Here is a 22,827-nt window from a genome sequence, read left to right on the forward strand (position 1 = left end):
CTTTTTGTACTACCGGGGTTTTCTCTCGTTGGTTCCTATTCGAAACAGTACCCCATCAAGCACGCCATGAGGAAGTAGTCGCCGTAGGATTGCAAAGAGATAAGCCGGAAAAGTTACGCAGTACCTGGCCTTGGGGCGGGGACTCTCAAGCGCGTGAACGACCCGTTTCAATACTGCCTCGGGTGGCAGCGTGAACGGGGCAACCGGTCCTGGCGCGATGAATCGCCTTACCATCGCCTGGTACGCGTTGCGGTGAATGCTGCGCTCGACATCGATGTTGCGTTGGAATGCCTGATAGGCATTGGCACGAAAACGACTCAGGATGGGACCGGGTTCGATGATCGATACGAATATTCCGCTGCCCCGCAGTTCCAGGCGCAGCGTATCGGTGAGCCCCTCGAGGGCGAACTTGCTGGCCGTGTACGCGCCGCGGTAAGCCAGCGCGATCAGGCCCAGCACCGAGCTGTTCTGGATGATGCGGCCTTCACCCCGGGAGCGCATCGCCGGCAAAAGCAACGTGGTCAGTTCGTGGGGCCCGAACAGATTGGATTCAAACTGCTCGCGCAGCACCGCCCTGCTGAGATCCTCGACTGCGCCGGGTTGGCCGTAGGCGCCATTGTTGAACACGCCATAAACGGCTTTGCCCGTGCGGTTCAACACCTCCTCGGCAGTTGTGCGTATCGAATTGCTATCGGCGAGATCGAGTTTCAGACTCTCCAGCCCTTCAACCGCGAGACGATCCACGTCGGAAGGGTTACGTGCCGTGGCAAAGACCCGATAGCCGGCCCGGTGCAGTCCGTGGGCCACACAGTGACCAATGCCGCTCGAGCAGCCGGTAACGACGACCGTGCGTTGCTCAGCCATACAGCGAGCAATCGTCCGGTGTCAGCTTCATCTATTTGGCGAGATAGCGCATGCCCTGCTCAAGACCGTCGAGGGTCATGGGGTACATGCGGGTCGGGCCGATGATTTCGCGTATCACCTGCACGGAGGGGATCCGATCCCAGTAGGCGTCTTGCTGCGGATTGAGCCAGATCGCTTTGGAGAAGGTGTTGATGAGACGTTGCAACCACACCTGCCCGGGCTCCTCATTCCAATGCTCAACCGAGGCGTTGGGATAGAGGATCTCGTAGGGGCTCATGGTGGCATCCCCGACAAAGATCAACTTGTAATCGCCGCCATAGGCGTTGAGCACCTCCCACGTTGGAATGGTCTCGTCATGACGTCGGCGATTGTCGCGCCACACCCGTTCATAGACACAATTGTGAAAGTAGTAGTACTCGAGATGCTTGAATTCGCTACGACATGCCGAGAAAAGCTCTTCGCAGACCCGCACATGATCATCCATTGATCCGCCCACATCAAGAAACAGCAATACCTTGACCGCGTTGTGTCGCTCGGGAACCATCTTCAGGTCCAACATGCCGCCACGATCAGCCGTCGAGCGGATGGTATCATCGAGATCCAACTCCTCCACCGCTCCCGTGCGCGCAAACTGCCGCAATCTGCGCAGCGCCACCTTGATGTTCCGGGTTCCCAATTCTACGGAGTCGTCGAAATTGCGAAATTCCCGCTTGTCCCAGACTTTTACCGCGCTGCGGTTGCGTGATTCCTTCTGCCCGATGCGTACTCCCTCGGGATGATAGCCATACGCACCAAACGGTGAAGTGCCACCCGTGCCGATCCATTTGCTGCCACCGTGATGGGCGCCGTCCTGTTCTTGAAGCCGCTCCCTGAGCGTCTCCATCAGTTTGTCCCAGCCCATTTTCTCCAGTTTACGTTTGTCCTCATCGCTCAGATGACGCTCAATCATCTTGCGTAACCATTCGGCGGGAATGTCCGCCTCGATCGCCTCCTGCAGATCGGGAACCCCGTTGAAGAACGCTCCAAAGGCGCGATCGAAGCGGTCATAGAAACGCTCGTCCTTGATCAGCACGGTACGCGTCAGATAATAGAATTCATTGAGGTTGGGCGCAGCCACCCGTTGTTCCATGGTGCCGAGCAGATCCAGATACTCGCGAATCGTGACCGGCAGTTGCGCTGCCTTCAAGTGATAAAAAAAATCGATCAACATGACCTGGTCTCGGGAATGGTGGATCAGCCACGCCGCGCCATGAAGGCCAATCGTTCAAAGAGATGCACATCCTGTTCGTTCTTCAACAGAGCGCCGTGCAGCGGCGGTATCGCCTTGCGCGTATCCTTGCCCCGCAACACTTCCGGCGGAATATCTTCGGCCATCAGCAGTTTCAGCCAGTCCAGCAGCTCGGATGTGGAGGGTTTCTTCTTCAGGCCGGGCACTTCCCGCAGTTCAAAGAATACCTCCATCGCCTCGCGCAGCAGCTCCTTTTTCAGATCGGGATAGTGCACATTCACGATTCGCGCCATGGTCTCTTTGTCGGGAAACCGGATGTAATGAAAGAAACAACGGCGCAAGAAGGCATCGGGGAGTTCTTTTTCATTGTTGCTGGTGATGATCATCAAGGGTCGATGCTGCGCCTTGATCAGCTGTTGGGTCTCGTAGACGTAGAACTCCATACGATCGAGTTCGCGCAGCAGGTCATTGGGGAACTCGATATCTGCTTTATCGACCTCGTCTATCAGTACCACCGTCGGTACTTCCGCCGCAAAGGCCTCCCACAGTGCACCATGCTTGATGTAGTTGGCGATATCGTGGACACGATCGTCGCCCAACTGAGAATCCCGCAAGCGGGATACGGCATCATACTCGTACAGACCATGCTGAGCCTTGGTGGTGGATTTTATGTGCCACTGGATCAACGGCCATTCAAGCGCCTTTGCGACCTCCAGAGCCAGCATTGTCTTCCCTGTTCCCGGCTCGCCTTTGATCAGTAGCGGACGCTGCAATGATATGGCCGCATTCACTGCCAACATCAGATCATCCGTGGCAACATAGCTCTCGGTTCCGGCAAATCGATTCATGACTTTCTCACTCAGCCTTCGTTGTGACGTCGTTATGCTCAACCAGTGACAGGAACTCAGGACGTTGTCTCATCAGATCCTGCACCTCCTGCTCCGGCATGGGTTTTGCCAAATAATACCCCTGGGCGAACTGACACTCCTGTTCAATCAGAAACTGCAGCTGAGTATCGGTTTCGGCGCCTTCGGCGATCACTTTCATACCCGGACTTAACGAAGAATCATTCCGTTGAGTCTCTAAGGAATTCGCGGGGAGCGCGGTGAACCGCGGTATGACAATTGCCAGAATCTATTCACCTCTCCACGCAGGTTGCCGTTTGGCGAGAAACGCATCGATGCCTTCTTCGGCATCGCGCGCCAACATGTTGCGGGTCATCACCTCGCTGCAATACCGGTAGGCCTCCTCCAAACCCAACTCAGCCTGTCGATAGAAAGCTTCCTTGCCGATAGCAAGGGTCAGGGGTGATTTGGAGGCGATACCTTGCACCAATTCGGCAACGGTGGTGTCCAGATTTTCAGCCGCAACGACACGATTGACCAAACCCATCTGAAAGGCGCGTTGGGCGCTGATCATCTCACCGGTCAGCAACATCTCTAAAGCGTGCTTGCGCCCCACTGCGCGGCTCAAGGCTACCATCGGTGTCGAACAAAAAAGGCCTATATTGACACCGGGTGTGGCGAACCGCACTGAATCGGCAGCCACGGCCAAATCACACGTTGCCACCAGCTGGCATCCTGCGGCGGTGGCAATACCATGAATGCGGGCAATCACCGGTTGCGGCATCTTGATGATGCTGGTCATCAAGTGTCCGCATTGCGTAAAGAGTTTCTCGTAAAAGGCGCGCTCGGGATTGGCGCGCATCTCCTTGAGGTCATGGCCCGCGCAAAAAGCCGGTCCGTTGGCCGCCAACACCACAACGCGTACCGCACGGTCTTCGCGGATCGCATCCAATTCGGCCTGCAGCTCGGTAATCAACGCCACCGACAGCGCGTTGCGCGCCTGTGGGCGGTTGAGCGTCAGTGTACAAACGCCATCCTGGTCGGTGCGCAGAACAAGTGCCTCATCGTTCACAGGATTCATACTCATCATCTCTCTCCTCTCAGCACTACGGATTGCCGGCCGAGTTGCCTCGGATTACTCATTTCGCGTTGACCTCATCAGCCGCTGGTATCGGACGCGGCCGGCCGTTGCCATCGATCGCGACGTAGACGAAGGTGCCCTCCGTGACCTTGATGAGTTCACGCGTTCGCGCCCTTCGCACCCAGGTTTCCACCCGAATACTGATTGACGTATTGCCCACCCGCTCGATCCGGGTGTAGCAACTCACCTCATCACCGACGAAAACGGGCTTGTGGAAAGTCATGGCGTCCACGGCCACGGTCGCAACGCGTCCTTGCGCCCGCTGAATCGCGGTGCTGCCACCGGCAATGTCCATCTGCCCCATCAACCAGCCGCCGAAAATATCGCCGTTGGGATTGGTATCGGCCGGCATCGCGGTGGTGCGTATCGTAAGCTGCCCCAATTCGGCGAGCTCTGCATAGTCGGTACCCATAACTCTCCTAACGCAGGAAGGTTTTGCTGAGGCGGCGAAACTGATCGGTGCCCGCTTTGTGTGCCCACTCGAAGAGCACCATTTCACAACTGACGGCCTGTACTCCGGCCTGGCGCATGCGCGCAACGGCCAGCTCGGCATTGCGCGGATCGCGCGAGGAGACGGCATCGGCCACGACAAAGAGGGATTTCCCAAGCTCGACCAGGTCAAGCACCGTTTGCAGGACGCATACGTGAGCCTCGACACCCGCCACTATGATCTGATCACGTCCTGTTTCAAGGATGGCTTCGCGGCAACTCTCCTCAGCCGAGCACGAGAAATGGACCTTTTCCATCAACTCCGACGGCTGCAGGAGCTCCATCAGCTCCGGCACCGTGGGCCCAAGCCCCTTGGGATACTGCTCCGATGCCCGTACCGGTACCCCGATCTCGCGGGCAACCCGGATCAACCACGTGCAGTTTTCCACCACACGCCGTTGCTCGTGGATCGCAGGCACCAGCTTTTCCTGTACATCGACGATCAGCAGCAGCGAACGATCTGCCTGCAACAGCATTGTTGTCACCTTCTCCGTTTCCGGGTAATGCAATCGACCACCGCGACACTATCGCACACCTCGGTACGCAGTATCGTGTACCACCCTGCTTTATCTTTACGTTTACGTCAATTGTATATAATCTGCAGACATACGACGTCGATCCAGAGCCTCAGTACCGCTAATGACCCAGAACCTCGCAGTGGCCAAAGCCAAGACCTACAGCATCACCGATCTCTCCCGCGAGTATGACGTCACCACCCGTGCCATTCGCTTCTATGAGGATCAGGGTTTGCTTCAGCCGACCCGTCGCGGCCGCACCCGTGTCTATACCAATCGCGACCGGGTGCGCCTGAAGCTGATTCTGCGCGGCAAGCGTCTGGGTTTCAGTCTGCAGGAATCACGTGAACTTTTTGATCTCTACGATTCTTCATCCGGCGGTATCGGGCAGATGCAGCACTTTCTCAAAAAAATCCGCGAACGCCGCGCGATTCTTCAACAACAACAGCAAGATATCGAGAATTTGCTGCACGAACTCGATACCATTGAGGAGCAGTGTGAGAGCCAGTTGGAACAGGTTACCGCCACCGCGGAAAGCTAAGCTTCGTCTGTTTCCCGGGGCTGCTCCAGTTCATCGATCATAAACCGCGCACAGTCGCTGCGCACCGCGGCGTGACCCTCCGGACCCAGCCTCGGCACCAGCAGACTCTCGCCAAACACATAAGCGTAGAACAGGTAGGCGCGGGCCAACGACTCGTCAGTGCCGCAACCCAACGCGCGAAACAGCCCGCCGACACGGTCGAGACGGTATTCGTCCACCTGAGCGACCACGGCTGCAGCCTGAGTGTCGCGTCGCGCCCAGTCACGGATCGCCAACTCGATCCCCCGCCCCTTTTCGTTGCGCGCACCTGCATAAAGCGACAACAAACCCTTGAGCACGATGCGCGGGTCACTGCCCGCCTCTTTGCGGGTTTGACGCTCGATGACCGCCATGCGTCCGACTCGCCAATGCTCCAAAACAGCGCTGAAAAGATCCGATCGGTCGCGAAAATGCCAATAAAATCCACCTTTTGTCACTTTTAGGCGTTTCGCCAGGGCCTCCACACGTATCGCCTCTATGCCGCCCTCCGCCAAGGCGTCCAACGCCGCTTCGATCCACTCCTGACGCGATAGTTTAGGAACCTTACCCGTCTTCATCGTCATGCCCACTATTTCCATACGGCTGCGTATTGACAGCGCCTGAATAGTTACTATACGGTAACGTATAGTCTGGCGACAGACCAGCCAAAACGACCTAGACTCTTCCATATCATCGAACCCGGAATCCTACGGCGCCAATGACCGATTTCAAGGCACACGACGAGCACTTCGCCAAGCGGGTTCGCGAAAGCTTTTCCCGCCAGGGCGTGATGGGCTACCTGGGTGCCGTTCTGGCAGATGTCGGTGCCGGGCATTGCGAGATTCACCTCCCCTATCACGACGGCCTCAGTCAGCAGCACGGATTCTTCCATGGCGGCATTGTCGGGACCATCGCCGACTCGGCCGCGGGCTATGCAGGGTACTCGTTGATGCCCGCCGACTCGAGTGTGTTGACCGTCGAATACAAAATGAATCTGTTGGCCCCCGCCGATGGCGAGCTGCTGATCGCGCGCGGTGCCGTGATCAAGGCAGGCCGCAATCTCGTCATTGCCAAAGCCGATGTGGGCGTTGTCAAGGCGGGTCGCGAGAAACCCTGCGCTACGCTGTTACAGACATTAATGACCGCCCTCAATCGCCCGGATCTCAGCCCGGGCTGACACCACGATCAATGCGAGGTCCAGCATGCAAGGAATGAGTTATCCGACCCTCGACTTCCAGCTCTCCGAGACATCGGAGATGATGCGCCAGTCGGTCTACGATTTTGCCCAGACCGAGATCGCGCCGCAGGCGGCTGAGATCGACCGCAGCAACGAGTTCCCCAATACTCTGTGGTCGCGGATGGGTGATCTCGGCCTGCTGGGTGTCACCGTCGAGGAGGACTTTGGCGGCGCCGGCATGACATACCTGGATCACGTCATTGCCATGGAAGAGATCAGCCGCGCCTCGGCTTCCGTAGGGCTCTCCTACGGCGCCCACTCCAACCTGTGCGTCAATCAGATTCGTCGTAACGGCAACCTCGAGCAAAAACAGAAATACCTGCCCAGACTGATCCGCGGCGAACACATCGGAGCGCTGGCGATGAGCGAACCCGGGGCAGGTTCCGATGTGGTAAGTATGCGACTGCGCGCCGAGAAAAAGGGTGACCGCTACCTCCTCAATGGCAATAAAATGTGGATCACTAATGGCCCCGACGCCGACACGCTGGTGGTCTACGCCAAGACCGATCCCGATCTCAAGCAGCATGGCATAACGGCCTTTATCGTCGAGAAAGGCTACCCGGGCTTTTCCACAGCCCAGAAGCTGGACAAGCTCGGTATGCGCGGGTCGAACACCGGCGAACTGGTGTTTCAGGATTGCGAAGTCCCCGAAGAAAATATCCTTGGCGGACTCAACAAAGGCGTAGCGGTCCTGATGAGCGGACTCGATTACGAACGCGCGGTGCTCGCAGGCGGACCCGTCGGCATCATGCAGGCGTGTATGGATGTGGTGGTGCCCTACGTACACGAGCGCGAGCAGTTCGGCAAACCGATCGGCACTTTTCAACTCATGCAGGGCAAGCTGGCCGATATGTACACCACACTGAACGCGTGCCGCGCCTATACCTACGCTGTAGCGCGCGCCTGCGACGCGGGCAAGACCAGTCGCAAAGACTGCGCGGGCGCCATCCTCTATGCTTCTGAAAAAGCAACCCAAATGGCTCTGGATGCCATCCAATGCCTGGGCGGAAACGGTTACATCAACGAATATTCCACCGGACGCCTGCTGCGCGATGCAAAGCTCTACGAAATCGGGGCCGGCACCAGCGAGATCCGCCGCATGCTGATCGGGCGCGAGCTGTTCCAGGAATCGGCCTGAGGCGATGAGCGTTCTTGGGACAGACCTGCTTCTCACGTACCGCGGCGCCGTCTACCCCTGGCATTGCGATCACGTCGGCCACATGAACGTGATGTGGTACGTGGGCAAGTTCGACGAGGCGACCTGGAACCTGTTCTCTGCGTTGGGGATCACACCGTCCTACCTGCGCAACGAAAAGCGTGGCATGGCTGCCGTGCAGCAGAACATCACCTACCGCCGTGAACTGCATGCCGGCGATACCGTCACCGTGCATACCGGCGTACTGGAGATGCGCGAACGGGTGATTCGTTTTGTCCACGAAATGCGCAACGCCGAAACAGGCGAGGTAACCGCCATCTCCATCTTGACGGGAGTACATCTCGATACGGAGGAGCGCAAATCGTGCCCCTTCCCGACGTCGATCGTTGAGAACGGCCGCGGGATGACCGTCAGTTATGAACTGGATGGTGTCGCGCAGTAGCTGTATCCATGGCCAAGCCGTTGCCTGCGGTCAGTTCGAGGAGTTTTCATGAACACCGATCATGTTGCCACCACCCACGCCGCCCGCACTCCCAAAGCGCTTGAGGAGGAGTGGCATTCTGCAGCGCGGACCATACGCGAGCGCGGCCTGCCCCCCGATATACTCCCCGTCGAGGCATTGCGCGAGAACAGCGGACTGGAGTTGTTCCAGAAGATGCTGCGCGGCGAACTGCCGCCACCGCCCATCGCCAAGACCCTGGATTTCTCCTTAGTCGAGGCGGAGAAGGGGCGTGTAGTCTTCCAAGGCCATCCCGCTCGCACACACTACAACCCCATCAACTCGGTGCATGGCGGCTACCACGCCACGCTGCTCGACTCCTGTGTGGCCTGCGCGGTGCAGTCGATGCTCGAGGCCGGCCAGGGCTACACCACTTTGGAGTTGAAGGTGAACTACCTGCGCGCCCTGACCGATCAGGTGGGACCCGTGCGCGCCGAAGGCAAGGTGATCCATGTCGGCAAGCAGATCGGGACCGCCGCCGGCCAGCTCTACGATGCGGCTGGGCGCCTCTATGCCCATGCCACCACCACCTGTCTGATATTCACTGTTTAAGTTAGGAATAAGGTAATGAAAGATCCTATCGTCATCGTCGGCGCCGCCCGTACCCCCATGGGAGGTTTCCAGGGCAGTCTGGCCCCTCTTGCCGCACCCGAGCTGGGCGCCCACGCCATCCGCGCTGCCTTGCAACGCGCCGGCTTGGGGGTCGAAAGCGTGGAAGAGGTGATCATGGGCTGCGTGCTGCCGGCGGGATTGGGGCAAGCGCCCGCGCGCCAGGCGGCATTGGGCGCCGGATTGCCGCTCGCAGCAGGCTGCACGACGGTTAACAAGATGTGCGGTTCGGGGATGAAGGCGACGATGTTGGCACATGATCTGTTGCTGGCCGGCAGCAACCGCGTAATGGTCGCCGGCGGCATGGAGAGCATGAGCAATGCACCTTATCTGTTGCCCAAGGCGCGGGCCGGTCTGCGCATGGGTCACAGCCAGGTGATGGATCATATGTTTCTGGACGGCCTGGAGGATGCTTACGACAAGGGCAAGCTGATGGGCGTCTTCGCCGAACAATGCGCTGAGAAGTACGCCTTCTCACGTCAGGAGCAGGACGACTTTGCCATCGCCTCGTTGCAGCGCGCCCAGCAGGCCATCACCGACGGCACCTTTGCCAGGGAGATCGAGGCCATCGCCGTACCGACACGCAAAGGCGAGGTGATTGTCAGTATCGACGAACAACCCGGCAACGCCAACATCGAGAAAATCCCCACTCTCAAACCCGCTTTCAAAAAAGACGGTACGGTCACGCCGGCCAACGCCAGCTCCATCTCCGACGGCGGTGCCGCACTGGTATTGATGCGACAGTCCGAGGCGGAACACCACGGCCTCACTCCCCTGGTGGTGATCAAAGGCCACGCCACCCATGCCCAGGAACCGGGCTGGTTCACCACGGCCCCGGTGGGCTCGATCCAAAAGGTTTTGGATAAGGTAGGTTGGGACATAGGAGCGGTCGATCTCTTCGAAGTCAACGAGGCTTTCGCCGTCGTGACCCTGGCTGCGATGCGTGAATTTAAGATCCCGCACGACAAGATCAACGTGCACGGTGGCGCCTGCGCCCTGGGTCACCCCATCGGCGCCAGCGGTGCGCGTATCATCGTCACGTTACTAAACGCTCTGCAAAAATACGACCTGAAACGCGGCGTGGCTTCGCTCTGCATCGGCGGTGGCGAGGCAACGGCAATTGCGATTGAAAGGCTTTAGGCGATTTTTCTCCCGCAAAGATGCGGAGAGCGCAAAGGAAAATCGTCGGTTTTGACAATCCAGCGGCTGGCAGGACAACGTATTCAGGTATTGACTTGGCGAACTTTGCGTCTTGGCGAGAAACAGCGTTTTAACAAACAAAGCAGACAATTATGCTGACCGAAGAACAACAGATGATCCGCGACATGGCGCGAACCTTCGCCCGCGAGCAGTTGGCGCCCAAGGCGGCGGAACGCGATCGCACGCATGAATTTCCTAAAGCTGAACTTGCGGCGATGGCGAAACTCGGTCTTTTTGGCGTCCTGATTCCCGACGAGTGGGACGGCGCCGGTGCTGATCACGTCTCGTTGGCTTTGGCGTTGGAGGAGATCGCGGCGGGCGAAGGTGCCGTCTCCACCATCATGAGCGTGACCAACTCGCTGGTGACCGTTCCCATCCTCAAATTCGGCACCGTGGCACAAAAAGAGCGTTTCCTGCGCCCACTCGCGCAGGGGAAGATGCTCGGCACCTTCTGCCTCACCGAGCCGCACACCGGCTCCGATGCCAGCGCCATACGCACCCGCGCGATACGTGAAGGGGATCACTACATACTGAGCGGCACCAAGCAGTTCATCACCTCGGGCAAGAACGCGGACGTTGCGATCGTCTTTGCGGTGACCGCTCCCGAGAAGGGCGGCAAGGGAATCAGCGCCTTCATCGTGCCAACGGATACGCCCGGCTACACTGTTGCGCGCATCGAGGACAAATTGGGGCAGAACGCATCCGACACGGCACAGATCCTGTTCGACAACATGCGCCTGCCGGCGGACCTGTTGCTCGGCGAGGAAGGACAGGGTTACAGGATCGCCCTCGGCAACCTCGAGGGAGGGCGTATCGGGGTCGCCTCCCAATCCGTCGGCATGGCGCGCGCTGCCTTCGAGGCTGCCGTAGCCTATGCCAAGGAACGCGAGACCTTCGGCAAACCCATCATTGAACATCAGGTCATCGCTTTTAAACTCGCCGACATGGCCACCCAGATCGAGGCGGCGCACCAACTGGTGCTTAACGCAGCGCGGCTGCGTGATGCCGGCGAGCCGTGTCTGAAGGAGGCTTCGATGGCGAAACTGTTTGCCTCGGAAATGGCCGAACGGGTCTGTTCTGAGGCGATTCAGATCCACGGCGGCTATGGTTATACCCAGGATTTCCCGGTGGAGCGTATCTATCGCGACGTGCGCATCGCCCAGATATATGAAGGTACCAGCGAAATTCAGCGCCTGGTGATAGCGCGTCAGATCGCCAACGCCTAATCTGTAGCCTCCGACTGTTCGGATTCAAGGGAAGAACGAGGGGAAAACCATGGCACAACCGGTCGAGTTCTTTTTCGATTTCTATTCGCCCTATGGCTATCTGGCAAGTCTGCAGATCGACAAGATCGCGGCGCGACGGCATCGCACCGTCACCTGGAGACCTATCATGCTGGGTGTCATCTTCAAGCAGGAAGGAATGACGCCGCTGACCGATATCCCACTGGTCGGACCCTACTCGCTTCACGACTTCAAACGCAGCGCGCGGCTGATCAATGCCGATTTCTCCTTCCCCAGGGATTTTCCCAAAGCCGCCCTGGCACCCAGCCGCGCTTACTACTGGTTGCTTGAGCGTGACGTCACAACCGCCCACATGCTGGCGCAGAAGGTCTATCACGCGATTTTTGCCGAGGGGCTTGACGGTAGCGACGCGCAGGTAGTCGCACGCCTCGCCGAGCCGCTTGGTGTAAAGCGCGATGAATTGCTCAAGGCGATTCAGCAACCGAAGGTCAAGGAGCGTCTGAAACAAGAGACCGAACTCGCCATACAACGTGGAGTATGCGGTTCGCCTTTCTTTTTCGTTGACGACGAGCCTTTCTGGGGCAACGACCGCCTCTGGCAGGTGGAGAAGTGGCTGGAAACAGGTGGCTGGTAGCAGCACATTTGCCTGCGAAGGCAGTAGTTAACGACGACAGACGCCCGAAATCGATGACGACGATAAAAACAACGCTCAATACCCGCAGCGATGAGTTCAAAGCCAACAGCGCGCACAACCAGAATCTGGTTAACGAGTTACGCGAACGCGTTGCGCAAGCGGCTTTGGGCGGACCCGAGCGCGCTCGTCAGAAACACCTGCAGCGAGGAAAGCTGCTGCCGCGCGAACGTATCCGGCAATTGCTGGATCCGGGAACGCCGTTCCTCGAATTCTCCCAACTCGCCGCGCTGGGCATGTACAACGACGAAGTACCGGGCGCAGGCATCATCACGGGTATCGGCCGGGTTTCGGGACAGGAGTGTGTCATCGTCTGCAACGACGGTACCGTCAAGGGTGGGACTTATTACCCGTTGACGGTGAAGAAACATCTGCGTGCCCAGGAGATCGCAAGCGACAATAGTCTGCCGTGCATCTATTTGGTGGAATCGGGCGGCGCGAACCTGCCGGAGCAGGATGAGGTGTTTCCTGACCGCTTTCATTTCGGACGTATTTTCTACAACCAGGCCAATCTCTCCGCTGCGCGCATTCCTCAGATCGCCATCGTACACGGCTCCTGTACCGCGGGAGGGGCGTACATACCCGCCATGTCCGACGAGAGCATCATCGTGCGCAACCAGGGCACGATCTTCCTCGGTGGGCCGCCGCTGGTCAAAGCGGCAACCGGCGAGGTGGTCAGCGCTGAAGATCTGGGGGGTGCCGATATCCACTGCCGCACCTCGGGCGTCACCGATCACTATGCCGATAACGACGCACATGCCCTGGCCATCGGGCGGCGCGTGGCCGCCAATCTCAACCGCATCAAACCGGCGCAACTCAACTGCCGCGAGCCGCGCGAACCCGTTCATGACGCGAACGAATTGTATGGCCTGATTCCCAGCGATGTGCGCAAGCCCTTCGACGTGCGTGAGATCATTGCCCGCATCGTCGACGGCTCGGAATTCGATGAATTCAAGAAACTTTACGGCACTACACTGGTTTGCGGTTTCTCCCATGTTTTCGGCTATCCGGTCGGCATCATCGCCAACAGTGGAATCCTCTTTTCCGAGTCTGCTTTGAAAGGCGCTCACTTCGTTCAACTGTGCAGCCAACGCGGCATTCCGCTGATCTTCCTGCAGAACATCACCGGTTTCATGGTGGGCAGCAAATACGAGGCGGGTGGCATAGCCAAAGACGGAGCGAAAATGGTAACGGCGGTGGCCTGCGCGCAAGTACCGCGACTGACCGTGATCATCGGCGGCAGTTTCGGCGCCGGTAACTACGCCATGTGCGGTCGCGGCTACGATCCCCGCTTTCTGTGGATGTGGCCCAACGCGCGGATTTCGGTAATGGGCGGTGAACAGGCGGCCAACGTCCTGGCAACGGTAAAACGCGATGGCATGGAAGTGCGCGGCGAAGCGTGGAGTGTCGAAGACGAGGAGACCTTCAAGGCTCCAATTCGCGAGCAGTACGACTCCCAGGGCAGCCCCTATTTCGCGACTGCGCGTTTATGGGACGACGGCATCATCGACCCGGTCGATACCCGTATGGTGCTCGGGCTTGGCCTCTCGGCAGCGCTCAATCGCCCCATTGAGAAGACCGATCACGGCATCTTCAGGATGTGACCATGTCGACCAATCCCTTGCTGTGCGAAATCGATACGGACGGTACCGCCACCGTTACGTTGAACCGTCCCGAAGTGCATAACGCCTTTGACGACGATCTCATCGCCCGCATGAGCACGTTGTTCCACGAGTTGGGACGCAATGACCAGGTACGCGTGGTGTTGCTCACAGCAAACGGCAAGAGCTTTTCCGCGGGAGCCGATCTCAACTGGATGCGACGCATGGCCGACTACTCCGAGGAAGAGAACTATCAGGACGCCATGCGCCTTGCCGATATGCTTCGAACGCTCAACGAGTTACCCAAACCCACGCTGGCGCTGGTGAATGGCGCGGCATTCGGTGGCGGTGTCGGTTTAGCCGCATGCTGCGATATCGTGTTGGCCGCGCCGACAGTCAGTTTCAGCCTATCCGAGGTCAAACTGGGAATAGTTCCCGCCGTTATCAGTCCCTACGTCGTCGCCGCCATCGGCGCACGCGCCGCGCGCCGCTACATGTTGACGGCAGAGCGGTTCAGCGCTGAGGAGGGACAGCGCATCGGTCTGGTGAGCGAGATCGTACCTGCCGATGTAATGCGCCGTCGTGGCAACGAAATTGCCAACCTCCTGATACGCAACGGCCCCAAGGCCCTGCACGAATGCAAGGTGCTGATCCGCACCGTTTCAGGCGGTCCACTCGACCAGGCCATGATCGAGGATACGGCTCGACGGATCGCGCGCATCAGGGCCAGTGCCGAGGGGAAAGAGGGTCTGGGCGCGTTTCTCGAAAAACGCCAACCCCTTTGGATCAGCAAATAGCGCGCGGGAATCGATGCTTGGCTTCTCGCCAGGCGCGGGAGCGGGACCCAGGGTGACTGAGATAAAAGAAACGATATGTTCAAAAAGATACTGATCGCCAACCGCGGTGAGATTGCCTGCCGCGTCATCCGTACCGCGCGTCTGATGGGTATTCAAACCGTTGCCGTCTACTCCGAAGCGGATGCGCATGCCCTGCACCGCGAACTTGCCGACGAAAGCTATTGCCTGGGACCTCCCGAGGCCGGCGCCAGCTATCTCAACGGCACCGCCATACTCGAAGCCGCGCGCAAAAGTGGTGCCGCGGCCATCCATCCCGGATACGGATTTCTCTCGGAGAACGCCCCCTTTGCTCAGGCCTGCGCCGATGCGGGTATCACTTTCATCGGCCCCCCGGTTCAGGCCATCGAAGCGATGGGTTCAAAAATGGCTGCCAAGGCCTTGATGGCCGACGCGGGAGTACCCTTGGTCCCCGGCTACCATGGTGCGGACCAGGATCTCGCAACACTCGCCCGGGAAGCGGAGCGCATTGGATACCCGCTACTTCTCAAGGCCTCCGCCGGTGGTGGTGGACGCGGTATGCGCATCGTCGAACGATCTGGCGATCTCGAGGAAGGTATCAGAGCCGCAAAGCGCGAGTCGGAAGCCGCTTTTGGTGATGGGCGACTGCTGATCGAAAGTCTCGTGGCCCGGCCCCGCCACGTCGAAATCCAGGTATTCGCCGATACCCACGGCAATGGCGTTTTTCTCTTCGAACGCGATTGTTCGATACAACGTCGGCATCAAAAGGTGTTGGAGGAAGCGCCCGCGCCGGGAATGTCGCGCGAGCTGCGCCAGCGTATGGGCGACGCCGCGCTCGCCGCCGCGAAAGCCATCGATTACGTTGGCGCCGGCACGGTGGAGTTTCTGCTGGAACCGGACGGAAACTTCTATTTCATGGAGATGAACACCCGGCTTCAGGTGGAGCACCCTGTTACCGAGCTGATCACGGGAACAGATCTGGTCGAGTGGCAACTACGCGTGGCAGCAGGCGAAGCGCTGCCGTGCGATCAAACCCAACTGTCCATCAATGGCCACGCCATAGAGGCGCGGATATATGCGGAAGATCCGGCACGCGGTTTCCTGCCCGCAAGCGGCCGCCTCGATCACCTGCTGATGCCCATCGACGGCAAACATGTTCGCGTCGATACCGGTGTTCGCGCCGGGGATGTCATCTCGCCCTATTACGATGCGATGATCGCCAAGCTGATCGTGTGGGATACAACACGCGAAAAAGCGGTCGAGCGGTTACGCGAGGCGCTTGCGCAATGCGAGATCATCGGCATCGCCAACAACATCGAGTTTCTGGCGCGTTGCGCAGCTCATCCCGCCTATGCGGCGGCAAAAATCGACACAGATTTTATTGCCCGACATGAAACCGATCTGCTCCCACAGCCATTGCCTGCCCCGGATGACGTATTGGCCTTCGCCGCGCTCCAGATTCTGTTGACACATCAGCGCACCGCCCTGCAACGAGCCGCGAACTCCCCTGATCCCAACTCACCCTGGCACATGACCACGGGTTGGCGTCTCAATGCCGATACCTACCATCTCGTTCACCTCGCCGAGGCAGACCGCAAGCTGGTCATCACTGCGCACTATCGCGACGACGGGTATCTGTTGGAACTTCCCAACGGAGAGCTGCGGGCGCACGGCGAATTGTTGGAAGACAATCGCGTACAGGCGCACCTGGGTGACCGCCGCATGATCGCAACCGTCGTCCCACAGAGCGACTATCTGACCGTATTGTTTAACGGACACAACTACCTCCTGGGTATCGTCGATCCCGCGCTGCTGGCCATGGAACATGAAAGCGAGTCGGGAGAGATAACCGCTCCTATGCCAGGGCGTATCGTCGACATCAAAGTCAAGCCTGGACAACTGGTGAATCGTGGTGAACCGCTACTGGTGATGGAGGCGATGAAGATGGAGCACACTCTCTATGCGCCCGATCAATGTCGCGTAGAAACCATCTACTACGCAGTGGGTGACTCCGTCGAAGAGGGCAAAGAGTTGGTTAGCCTGGTGCCCGAAGCGTGAGCATCGCTCCGATGAACCTGCCCGGCAGAGTCAAAATCGTCGAGGTGGGACCTCGCGACGGTCTGCAAAACGAGCAATCTCCCGTCACTACCGGGATCAAACTTGAACTGATCCACCGGTTGGCCGACTGCGGATTGCCGGCGGTGGAAGCAACGAGTTTCGTGTCCCCGAAATGGGTGCCACAGATGGCTGATCACCGCGAGGTGATGCATGGTATCCGGAGAAAACCCGGGGTTCGGTATCCGGCGCTGGTTCCCAACCTCAAAGGTTTTGAGAGCGCACTGGAGTGTGGTGTCAGGGAGATCGCTGTATTCGCCGCGGCATCGGAGAGCTTCTCACAAAAGAACATCAACTGCTCGATCACCGAGAGCATCAAACGCTTTACACCGGTCATCGAAGCCGCCCAGCGCAACGACATCATGGTGCGTGGCTATGTCTCCTGTGTGCTGGGATGTCCTTACGAAGGTGAGATCTCAACCACGTCGGTAGCCGATGTTGCTCATCGACTGTACGATCTTGGCTGTTATGAGATTTCGTTGGGAGACACCATTGGCGTCGGCACCCCCAGTAAAGCTCAGCGCATGATAGACGCGGTGAACGAACGGGTACCCATCGAGTTTCTTGCCGCGCACTTCCACGACACCTATGGTCAGGCGTTGGCGAATCTTTTTGCAGTATTGCAGCTCGGTATCGCCACCATAGACAGTTCTGTCTCAGGATTGGGCGGTTGTCCCTACGCCCCGGGCGCGGCAGGCAACGTAGCAACGGAAGACGTGGTCTACATGCTCGATGGGTTGGGTATCGAATCGGGTGTTGACCTGGGGTGCTTGATCCTTACGGGTCTTTGGATCTGCAGGATCCTCGGACGCGACTCCGCGTCGCGAGTGGCGCAGGCACGTGCAGCGATCAACACGGCTGATTGACTACTTACCGCCGCAGAGAATCTCTTTCGCTCCCGGATCAGGCGGCAAGCTCCTTTTCAATCGCTTCCGCCACCTCCGGCGCATCCGGTGTCACCTTGGGCGAGAATCGCTGCAATACCTGACCCCGCTTGCCAATTAGAAATTTCTCGAAGTTCCAGGTGATATCGCCGGGAAATGCCGCGTTCTGTCCGGCCAGAAATTCGTAGAGCGGGTGACGATCCGCACCATTGACTTCAACCTTGGCCGTCATGGGAAAGGTGACGTGGTAGTTCATGTCGCAGAACTGTTGAATCTCCGCTTCGCTACCGGGCTCTTGATTGGCGAATTGGTTGCAGGGTAGACCAACCACATTAAAACCCCGCTTGCCGTATTTTTCATGCAGCGCCTGCAGGCCGGCGTACTGTGGCGTCAGCCCGCACTCGCTGGCAACGTTGACCAGTAGCAGCACTTTACCTTGGAAATTCGCCAACGGCAGCGGTTTTCCATCGATGGCTTTGAGGTCGAAATCATGGACAGAGGACATAGGATAACTCACGTGGGTGAAGGGGGTATTATGCCGGCCTCACGGAATAGAAAGCGTGACGCCATAAAAGCATAGAAGCTGGTTGGTCGGTTTTCCACCATTCGTGCAACGATGGTTAGGGTTGAGTAGCGGAATCGCTTTTGACGACCACCCTCTCCCAAGCCGCGTCGCTGTGCAGTCCACCGGCCGGCAACCACGACGAGTCCCGGTATTGATGGCCATTTCCTTGTTCGATCACCTGCAACTGGCAGAAAGTCCAGCCGCCAAACAAAGCACCATGAACTTGCATCAGTGAATCGGCCCACATGGAAAAAGGCCGTACCCTGATGGGCACGGCCTCTCTGTACCGCTTCTACAATCGGTTCAGCCTAGGCGTGAGCCGGCGCATCCGAAAATTGCTCTTCTTCGGTGGAACCCGCCAGTGCTGTAACGGATGAGACTCCGCCTTGGATAGTGGTGGTGACATCATCGAAATAGCCGGCGCCCACCTCCTGCTGGTGCGAGACGAAGGTATAACCTTTGTCGCGCGCTGCAAACTCGGGCTCCTGCACCTTCTCGACGTAGTGCTTCATGCCCTCGCCACGCGCGTAGTCGTAGGCAAGGTCGAACATGTTGTACCACATGTTATGGATGCCAGCGAGAGTGATGAACTGGTACTTGTAGCCCATGGCGGAGAGCTCGTCCTGGAACTTGGCGATGGTGGCATCGTCGAGATTTTTCTTCCAGTTGAACGAGGGTGAACAGTTGTAGGCCAGCAGCTTGTTGGGGCTGGTTGCCAACACCGCCTCCGCGAACTCACGCGCAAATCCCAGATCCGGGGTACCCGTTTCGCACCACACCAGATCGGCGTACGGCGCATAGGCGATGCCGCGTGAAATGGCTTGCTCCAGACCGTTTTTGACGCGGTAAAAACCTTCGGCGGTGCGTTCGCCACTGACGAAAGGTTTATCATTTTCGTCGACATCGGAGGTCAGCAGGTTCGCCGCTTCGGCGTCGGTGCGGGCCAGCACCAGCGTTGGTACCCCGCAGACATCGGAAGCAAGGCGCGCCGCAACCAGCTTCTGCACCGCTTCCTGCGTCGGAACCAGCACCTTGCCGCCCATATGACCGCATTTCTTCACGGCGGCCAACTGATCTTCATAGTGCACACCCGCAGCGCCGTTGGCGATCATGTTCTTCATCAACTCGAAGGCGTTGAGCACACCACCGAATCCCGCCTCCGCGTCCGCGACGATCGGCAGGAAGTAATCGACGTAACCCTTGTCGCCCGGACCGACGCCGCGTGACCATTGAATCTCATCGGCGCGCTTGAACGCGTTGTTGATGCGCCGAACCATGGTCGGCACCGAGTCGTAGGCGTAGAGCGACTGATCGGGGTACATGGTCTCGGAGGTATTGCCATCAGCCGCCACCTGCCAGCCGGAGAGGTAAATCGCCTCGATCCCTGCCTTGGCCTGCTGCATCGCCTGACCACCGGTGATGGCACCCATGCTGTTGACATAGCCCTTCTTGGCACCACCACGAATCAACTTCCACAGCTTCTCGGCGCCGTTCCTGGCGTAAGTGAATTCGGGCTGCACCGAGCCACGCAGGCGCACCACATCCTCAGCCTTGTACCCACGCGCCACATCCTTCCAACGCGGGTTCTCGGTCCAGTCCTTTCGGATTTCGGCAATCTGCTGCTCTCGGGTCTTGAGTTTCATGTATCTGTCCTCGGAAAAAGCATTGAAAGGGCGTGCCCCTGAGTCTATAAGCATCTGCTACAATTCACGTAATTTATTGTCTTTATTCCCAGCATTCTCCTTATGAATATAGGTAAAATCGATCTTAATCTATTGATTTACCTCGATGTTCTGCTACGAGAACGCAGCGTTACGCGGGCTGCGGATCAGCTCAAGATCACCCAACCGGCTATGAGCAACAGCCTCAAGCGTTTACGTTTGCTGCTCAATGATCCGGTGCTGGTGAGAACTTCCGAAGGCATGGTTCCCACCGAACGTGCCCTGGAGCTGGAACCCGTTGTACGGGGTGTATTGCTCACGCTGGAAGAGCATCTTCAACCCGATCGCGATTTCGAGCCGCGCGAAAGCCAGAAGGTCTTCCGCATCATGACCAGCGACTATGCTGCCTCGACACTGATTCCCCCGCTGCTCGCCAAACTGCGTTACCTGGCCCCACTTGCCACGCTGGATATCATGACCCCCAGCGATGTCACCTTCCACGACGTGGAGAACGGCAAAGTCGATATGGCCATCAACCGATTCGAGGAGTTGCCGCAGTCGTTTCATCAAACCACAATCTGGCGCGACGATTTTGCCTGCCTGCTCAGTTCACGCAATCCGATTCGCGACGAATTCACACTGGCCAATTACCTCAGTGGGCGCCATGTCTGGGTAAGCAAAACCGGCTTTGGCGTCGGGGTAGGGATGAATCCGGAAGACGTTCAAAAGCTGGGTTGGGTCGATGAGGCGCTGGCGAAAATGGGTGAACAACGCAACATCTGCGTATTCACCCGCAACTACCACGTCGCACTCCATCTGGCGAAAGAGCAGGATCTCATCGCCACGCTACCAACCCGTGCCGCCTTTCTCTACAAAGACGATCCCAATGTGGTGATTCTGCCACCCCCCTTCCCGATACCGCCCATTGATCTGCAGATGATCTGGAGCCCCTTACTGAACAAAGACGCGAGTCACATCTGGTTGCGCCGGCTGATAAGCGAAACGGCCACGACACTCAACGCCCAGCGCATGGTACTGCCGATTCAAGGTTAATGCCGCGGTCGATAATCGCGAGTGATGTCAATCGCTCGCAACTGCACCGGATTTCAATCTCCCTGATCGTCCTATCAGACTATCCGCGCACCTCGAGCCCAGCGGCTCATAGCCAACACAGACTGCATTCGAAGCCTACACAATTCTCCGAGTATAGACGCAAACGGCGGAGCCAATGGCTCCGCCGTCGCTGATACCTCTATTGTTGGAACAGGGAGCTGCTACTGACTGCGCAGCCTCTCAATCGTACTCATCAGGCGCTCGCGCGCATCCTTCTGTTTCCCAGATTCCGCTTCCAGTTCCAGTACATCTTTTCGTGCGAGGATATTTTCGGCTTCCCGATAAGTCATTCTGCCATCAACCATTGCCGCTTCGAAAACGGTGGTCAGCTGCGGAAAATCATTCAAAACCTGCTGCAGAATGCCATACTCGTCGGCCGCTATCTCGTCATCGCCAGCCGGATGGGACACGCTATCCAGTACAGCACGCTTCTCTTCGACATTCGCATCGTGCGTTGCCGGGATAGCCACTAGCGGCAATGGAATTTCGACGCCGGTACGCATGGCTATCAACATGGTGGCCCAGAGGGCTACCATGACAATCAAAACCAATGTTGCAGGCTTTGAACTATCGGATTCTGACATTCTTTACCTCCCTCTTGGGTATTCCTTGGTTTGTATGCTTTGCGACAGGCACGAGGCACCCGCAGTCATCATAATAGCTCAGATGTAGTGGGGGAGGATATGCGGCGCGGTGAACGGGCGCCCGCCCATTCCTTCTCACCGCTTGCGCGGCCGTCTGCTAACCGTGGGTCGCGACCTGAGTCGGATTGACCTGCTGGAATCGATAGTTGCCATCCGCATCGAGCGTGCGGCTCAGTCGCCCATCCGCGTGTAAATAATTGAGGTGGGCGATCGCCTCCCCCATGGCAAAGCTTAACTGATGGATATCGAGCTCGCGGCGGAAAATGACTTCAAGGAGTTCAGCGGCGCACTTCGCCTCCACGCAGGCATCCACCACCTCATCGAAGCGTTCATCGTGATGATGGATCAGCATCTCAATACGCTGCGCCAGGCCTCTGAAAGGTCGTCCGTGCGATGGCAGAACCAGCACCTCATCGGACAATGATCGAAACTTCGCCAATGAATCAAGGTAATAGCGGATCGGATTGCCATCGGGTTCGATATGCCACACGCTGACATTGGGTGTGATTCGCGGCAGTATCTGATCACCTGAGATCAGAACATTGAGCGATGGGCAGTAGAGTGCGGCGTGTTCCGGAGAATGTCCGTGGGCCGTTATGATCCGCCACTCTCGACCGTTGACGGTGATACCCTGCCCATCAAACAACCGATGGAATTGAGCCGGCAGACCCGGCACTCCCCGACGGTAGTAGTTGCCGCGAGCCGCTAGCGATTTCGAGCGTCCGTTACGCAATCCGTGTTGGCGAAAAAAAGCGACCCGGGCCTCAATATCACCAATCCCGATATCGTTGCGGGCGAGGTTAGCCATCAGATATTCACCTTCGGTCATCCACAGCTCGCAGTCAAAACGCTCGGTCAACCATTCGGACATGCCAACGTGATCCGGATGACAGTGGGTCACGATCACCCGCTTTACCGGTCGCCCCCCCATGACGCCAGCAAACATCTGCTCCCATTGCTCGCGCACCTCATCGCGGCTATAGCCGGTGTCCACGACGGTCCAGCCTTCACCATCTTCCAAGAGCCAGAGATTGATGTGATCGAGTTGGAAAGGCAGCGGCATGCGGATCCAATGCACGCCGGGTGCGACTTCAATAGCATTCGCAGGCGCGGGGGGATCCGCATAGGGATAGATAAGACCTTGAGTCACTT

General features: G+C 58.1%; 25 protein-coding genes. 13 read left to right on the forward strand and 12 right to left on the reverse strand.

Features of this window, described 5'->3' with window-relative positions; all coding sequences use genetic code 11:
* Positions 1-9: 9 nt before the first annotated feature.
* From DWQ09_07805 to DWQ09_07835, 7 genes are all read right to left on the reverse strand, one after another.
* A complete protein-coding gene (locus DWQ09_07805; protein KAA3628568.1) occupies positions 10-864 on the reverse strand; it encodes a short-chain dehydrogenase in 855 nt (284 codons plus the stop codon).
* 31 nt (positions 865-895) lie between these two features.
* Positions 896-2,074: a VWA domain-containing protein gene (locus DWQ09_07810; GenBank protein ID KAA3628569.1), complete on the reverse strand. Its 1,179-nt coding sequence runs from the start codon at positions 2,072-2,074 to the stop codon at positions 896-898.
* Positions 2,075-2,097: 23 nt separating this feature from the next.
* Positions 2,098-2,940, reverse strand: coding sequence for a MoxR family ATPase (locus DWQ09_07815; protein KAA3628570.1), 843 nt, complete (start codon positions 2,938-2,940; stop codon positions 2,098-2,100).
* A 7-nt stretch (positions 2,941-2,947) separates the two neighbouring features.
* Positions 2,948-3,139 (reverse strand): EAL domain-containing protein, encoded by a 192-nt coding sequence (locus DWQ09_07820; protein ID KAA3628571.1) that lies wholly within the window; start codon positions 3,137-3,139, stop codon positions 2,948-2,950.
* Between the two features lie 87 nt (positions 3,140-3,226).
* Positions 3,227-4,024: an enoyl-CoA hydratase gene (locus tag DWQ09_07825; protein KAA3628572.1), complete on the reverse strand. Its 798-nt coding sequence runs from the start codon at positions 4,022-4,024 to the stop codon at positions 3,227-3,229.
* 52 nt (positions 4,025-4,076) lie between these two features.
* Positions 4,077-4,490, reverse strand: a complete 414-nt coding sequence (locus DWQ09_07830; protein ID KAA3628573.1) for an acyl-CoA thioesterase — start codon at positions 4,488-4,490, stop codon at positions 4,077-4,079.
* Positions 4,491-4,497: 7 nt separating this feature from the next.
* A complete protein-coding gene (locus DWQ09_07835; protein KAA3628574.1) occupies positions 4,498-5,043 on the reverse strand; it encodes a hydrolase in 546 nt (181 codons plus the stop codon).
* A gap of 163 nt (positions 5,044-5,206) precedes the next feature.
* On the opposite strand from DWQ09_07835, the gene DWQ09_07840 reads away from it, so the two are divergent.
* Positions 5,207-5,623: a MerR family DNA-binding transcriptional regulator gene (locus DWQ09_07840; GenBank protein KAA3628575.1), complete on the forward strand. Its 417-nt coding sequence runs from the start codon at positions 5,207-5,209 to the stop codon at positions 5,621-5,623.
* Here the strand turns inward: DWQ09_07840 and DWQ09_07845 are convergent.
* Complete coding sequence (locus DWQ09_07845; GenBank protein KAA3628637.1) at positions 5,620-6,219, reverse strand: TetR/AcrR family transcriptional regulator; 600 nt, start codon at positions 6,217-6,219, stop codon at positions 5,620-5,622. The two genes, DWQ09_07840 and DWQ09_07845, sit on opposite strands and share 4 nt — an antisense overlap.
* Before the next feature lie 140 nt (positions 6,220-6,359).
* On the opposite strand from DWQ09_07845, the gene DWQ09_07850 reads away from it, so the two are divergent.
* From DWQ09_07850 to DWQ09_07900, 11 genes are all read left to right on the forward strand, one after another.
* Entirely contained in the window at positions 6,360-6,818 is a 459-nt protein-coding gene (locus tag DWQ09_07850; GenBank protein KAA3628576.1) for a PaaI family thioesterase, read from the forward strand.
* 34 nt (positions 6,819-6,852) lie between these two features.
* Positions 6,853-8,016: an isovaleryl-CoA dehydrogenase gene (locus tag DWQ09_07855; protein KAA3628577.1), complete on the forward strand. Its 1,164-nt coding sequence runs from the start codon at positions 6,853-6,855 to the stop codon at positions 8,014-8,016.
* Positions 8,017-8,020: 4 nt separating this feature from the next.
* Positions 8,021-8,476: an acyl-CoA thioesterase gene (locus tag DWQ09_07860; GenBank protein ID KAA3628578.1), complete on the forward strand. Its 456-nt coding sequence runs from the start codon at positions 8,021-8,023 to the stop codon at positions 8,474-8,476.
* 48 nt (positions 8,477-8,524) lie between these two features.
* Entirely contained in the window at positions 8,525-9,085 is a 561-nt protein-coding gene (locus tag DWQ09_07865) for a PaaI family thioesterase (GenBank protein KAA3628579.1), read from the forward strand.
* 15 nt (positions 9,086-9,100) lie between these two features.
* Positions 9,101-10,282 (forward strand): acetyl-CoA C-acyltransferase, encoded by a 1,182-nt coding sequence (locus DWQ09_07870; protein KAA3628580.1) that lies wholly within the window; start codon positions 9,101-9,103, stop codon positions 10,280-10,282.
* Positions 10,283-10,431: 149 nt separating this feature from the next.
* Positions 10,432-11,568, forward strand: a complete 1,137-nt coding sequence (locus DWQ09_07875; GenBank protein ID KAA3628581.1) for an acyl-CoA dehydrogenase — start codon at positions 10,432-10,434, stop codon at positions 11,566-11,568.
* 49 nt (positions 11,569-11,617) lie between these two features.
* Entirely contained in the window at positions 11,618-12,220 is a 603-nt protein-coding gene (locus tag DWQ09_07880; protein KAA3628582.1) for a 2-hydroxychromene-2-carboxylate isomerase, read from the forward strand.
* A 53-nt stretch (positions 12,221-12,273) separates the two neighbouring features.
* Entirely contained in the window at positions 12,274-13,881 is a 1,608-nt protein-coding gene (locus DWQ09_07885; protein ID KAA3628583.1) for a methylcrotonoyl-CoA carboxylase, read from the forward strand.
* Positions 13,882-13,883: 2 nt separating this feature from the next.
* On the forward strand, positions 13,884-14,675 hold the full coding sequence (locus DWQ09_07890) for an enoyl-CoA hydratase/isomerase family protein (GenBank protein KAA3628584.1): 792 nt from the start codon (positions 13,884-13,886) through the stop codon (positions 14,673-14,675).
* Between the two features lie 75 nt (positions 14,676-14,750).
* Positions 14,751-16,751 (forward strand): acetyl/propionyl/methylcrotonyl-CoA carboxylase subunit alpha, encoded by a 2,001-nt coding sequence (locus DWQ09_07895; GenBank protein ID KAA3628585.1) that lies wholly within the window; start codon positions 14,751-14,753, stop codon positions 16,749-16,751.
* 11 nt (positions 16,752-16,762) lie between these two features.
* Positions 16,763-17,674 carry a hydroxymethylglutaryl-CoA lyase gene (locus DWQ09_07900; protein KAA3628586.1) on the forward strand — a complete coding sequence of 304 codons (912 nt, stop codon included), beginning with the start codon at positions 16,763-16,765 and terminating at the stop codon, positions 17,672-17,674.
* Between the two features lie 37 nt (positions 17,675-17,711).
* Here the strand turns inward: DWQ09_07900 and DWQ09_07905 are convergent, their stop codons facing one another.
* Positions 17,712-18,197: a glutathione peroxidase gene (locus DWQ09_07905; protein KAA3628587.1), complete on the reverse strand. Its 486-nt coding sequence runs from the start codon at positions 18,195-18,197 to the stop codon at positions 17,712-17,714.
* Positions 18,198-18,565: 368 nt separating this feature from the next.
* Entirely contained in the window at positions 18,566-19,900 is a 1,335-nt protein-coding gene (locus tag DWQ09_07910) for an isocitrate lyase (GenBank protein KAA3628588.1), read from the reverse strand.
* A gap of 102 nt (positions 19,901-20,002) precedes the next feature.
* On the opposite strand from DWQ09_07910, the gene DWQ09_07915 reads away from it, so the two are divergent.
* Positions 20,003-20,971, forward strand: a complete 969-nt coding sequence (locus tag DWQ09_07915; protein KAA3628589.1) for a LysR family transcriptional regulator — start codon at positions 20,003-20,005, stop codon at positions 20,969-20,971.
* Positions 20,972-21,192: 221 nt separating this feature from the next.
* On the opposite strand, the gene DWQ09_07920 is transcribed toward DWQ09_07915, so the two are convergent.
* Both DWQ09_07920 and DWQ09_07925 read right to left on the reverse strand, forming a co-directional pair.
* Positions 21,193-21,534: a hypothetical protein gene (locus DWQ09_07920; protein KAA3628590.1), complete on the reverse strand. Its 342-nt coding sequence runs from the start codon at positions 21,532-21,534 to the stop codon at positions 21,193-21,195.
* Between the two features lie 238 nt (positions 21,535-21,772).
* A complete protein-coding gene (locus DWQ09_07925) occupies positions 21,773-22,738 on the reverse strand; it encodes an MBL fold metallo-hydrolase (GenBank protein KAA3628638.1) in 966 nt (321 codons plus the stop codon).
* Between the last annotated feature and the right edge of the window lie 89 nt (positions 22,739-22,827).

The organism is Pseudomonadota bacterium (genome assembly GCA_008501635.1).
Classification (GTDB): domain Bacteria; phylum Pseudomonadota; class Gammaproteobacteria; order QQUJ01; family QQUJ01; genus QQUJ01.

Coding starts and splice junctions, on each gene's coding strand:
- DWQ09_07900 (KAA3628586.1), top strand. CDS start 16,763: ATGAACCTGCCCGGCAGAGTCAAAATCGTCGAGGTGGGACCTCGCGAC.
- DWQ09_07915 (KAA3628589.1), top strand. CDS start 20,003: ATGAATATAGGTAAAATCGATCTTAATCTATTGATTTACCTCGATGTT.
- DWQ09_07920 (KAA3628590.1), bottom strand. CDS start 21,534: ATGCGTACCGGCGTCGAAATTCCATTGCCGCTAGTGGCTATCCCGGCA.
- DWQ09_07840 (KAA3628575.1), top strand. CDS start 5,207: ATGACCCAGAACCTCGCAGTGGCCAAAGCCAAGACCTACAGCATCACC.
- DWQ09_07850 (KAA3628576.1), top strand. CDS start 6,360: ATGACCGATTTCAAGGCACACGACGAGCACTTCGCCAAGCGGGTTCGC.
- DWQ09_07805 (KAA3628568.1), bottom strand. CDS start 864: ATGGCTGAGCAACGCACGGTCGTCGTTACCGGCTGCTCGAGCGGCATT.
- DWQ09_07905 (KAA3628587.1), bottom strand. CDS start 18,197: ATGTCCTCTGTCCATGATTTCGACCTCAAAGCCATCGATGGAAAACCG.
- DWQ09_07910 (KAA3628588.1), bottom strand. CDS start 19,900: ATGAAACTCAAGACCCGAGAGCAGCAGATTGCCGAAATCCGAAAGGAC.
- DWQ09_07825 (KAA3628572.1), bottom strand. CDS start 4,024: ATGAGTATGAATCCTGTGAACGATGAGGCACTTGTTCTGCGCACCGAC.
- DWQ09_07895 (KAA3628585.1), top strand. CDS start 14,751: ATGTTCAAAAAGATACTGATCGCCAACCGCGGTGAGATTGCCTGCCGC.
- DWQ09_07815 (KAA3628570.1), bottom strand. CDS start 2,940: ATGAATCGATTTGCCGGAACCGAGAGCTATGTTGCCACGGATGATCTG.
- DWQ09_07860 (KAA3628578.1), top strand. CDS start 8,021: ATGAGCGTTCTTGGGACAGACCTGCTTCTCACGTACCGCGGCGCCGTC.
- DWQ09_07835 (KAA3628574.1), bottom strand. CDS start 5,043: ATGCTGTTGCAGGCAGATCGTTCGCTGCTGCTGATCGTCGATGTACAG.
- DWQ09_07810 (KAA3628569.1), bottom strand. CDS start 2,074: ATGTTGATCGATTTTTTTTATCACTTGAAGGCAGCGCAACTGCCGGTC.
- DWQ09_07880 (KAA3628582.1), top strand. CDS start 11,618: ATGGCACAACCGGTCGAGTTCTTTTTCGATTTCTATTCGCCCTATGGC.
- DWQ09_07820 (KAA3628571.1), bottom strand. CDS start 3,139: ATGAAAGTGATCGCCGAAGGCGCCGAAACCGATACTCAGCTGCAGTTT.
- DWQ09_07830 (KAA3628573.1), bottom strand. CDS start 4,490: ATGGGTACCGACTATGCAGAGCTCGCCGAATTGGGGCAGCTTACGATA.
- DWQ09_07925 (KAA3628638.1), bottom strand. CDS start 22,738: ATGCCGCTGCCTTTCCAACTCGATCACATCAATCTCTGGCTCTTGGAA.
- DWQ09_07890 (KAA3628584.1), top strand. CDS start 13,884: ATGTCGACCAATCCCTTGCTGTGCGAAATCGATACGGACGGTACCGCC.
- DWQ09_07865 (KAA3628579.1), top strand. CDS start 8,525: ATGAACACCGATCATGTTGCCACCACCCACGCCGCCCGCACTCCCAAA.
- DWQ09_07845 (KAA3628637.1), bottom strand. CDS start 6,219: ATGAAGACGGGTAAGGTTCCTAAACTATCGCGTCAGGAGTGGATCGAA.
- DWQ09_07870 (KAA3628580.1), top strand. CDS start 9,101: ATGAAAGATCCTATCGTCATCGTCGGCGCCGCCCGTACCCCCATGGGA.
- DWQ09_07855 (KAA3628577.1), top strand. CDS start 6,853: ATGAGTTATCCGACCCTCGACTTCCAGCTCTCCGAGACATCGGAGATG.
- DWQ09_07885 (KAA3628583.1), top strand. CDS start 12,274: ATGACGACGATAAAAACAACGCTCAATACCCGCAGCGATGAGTTCAAA.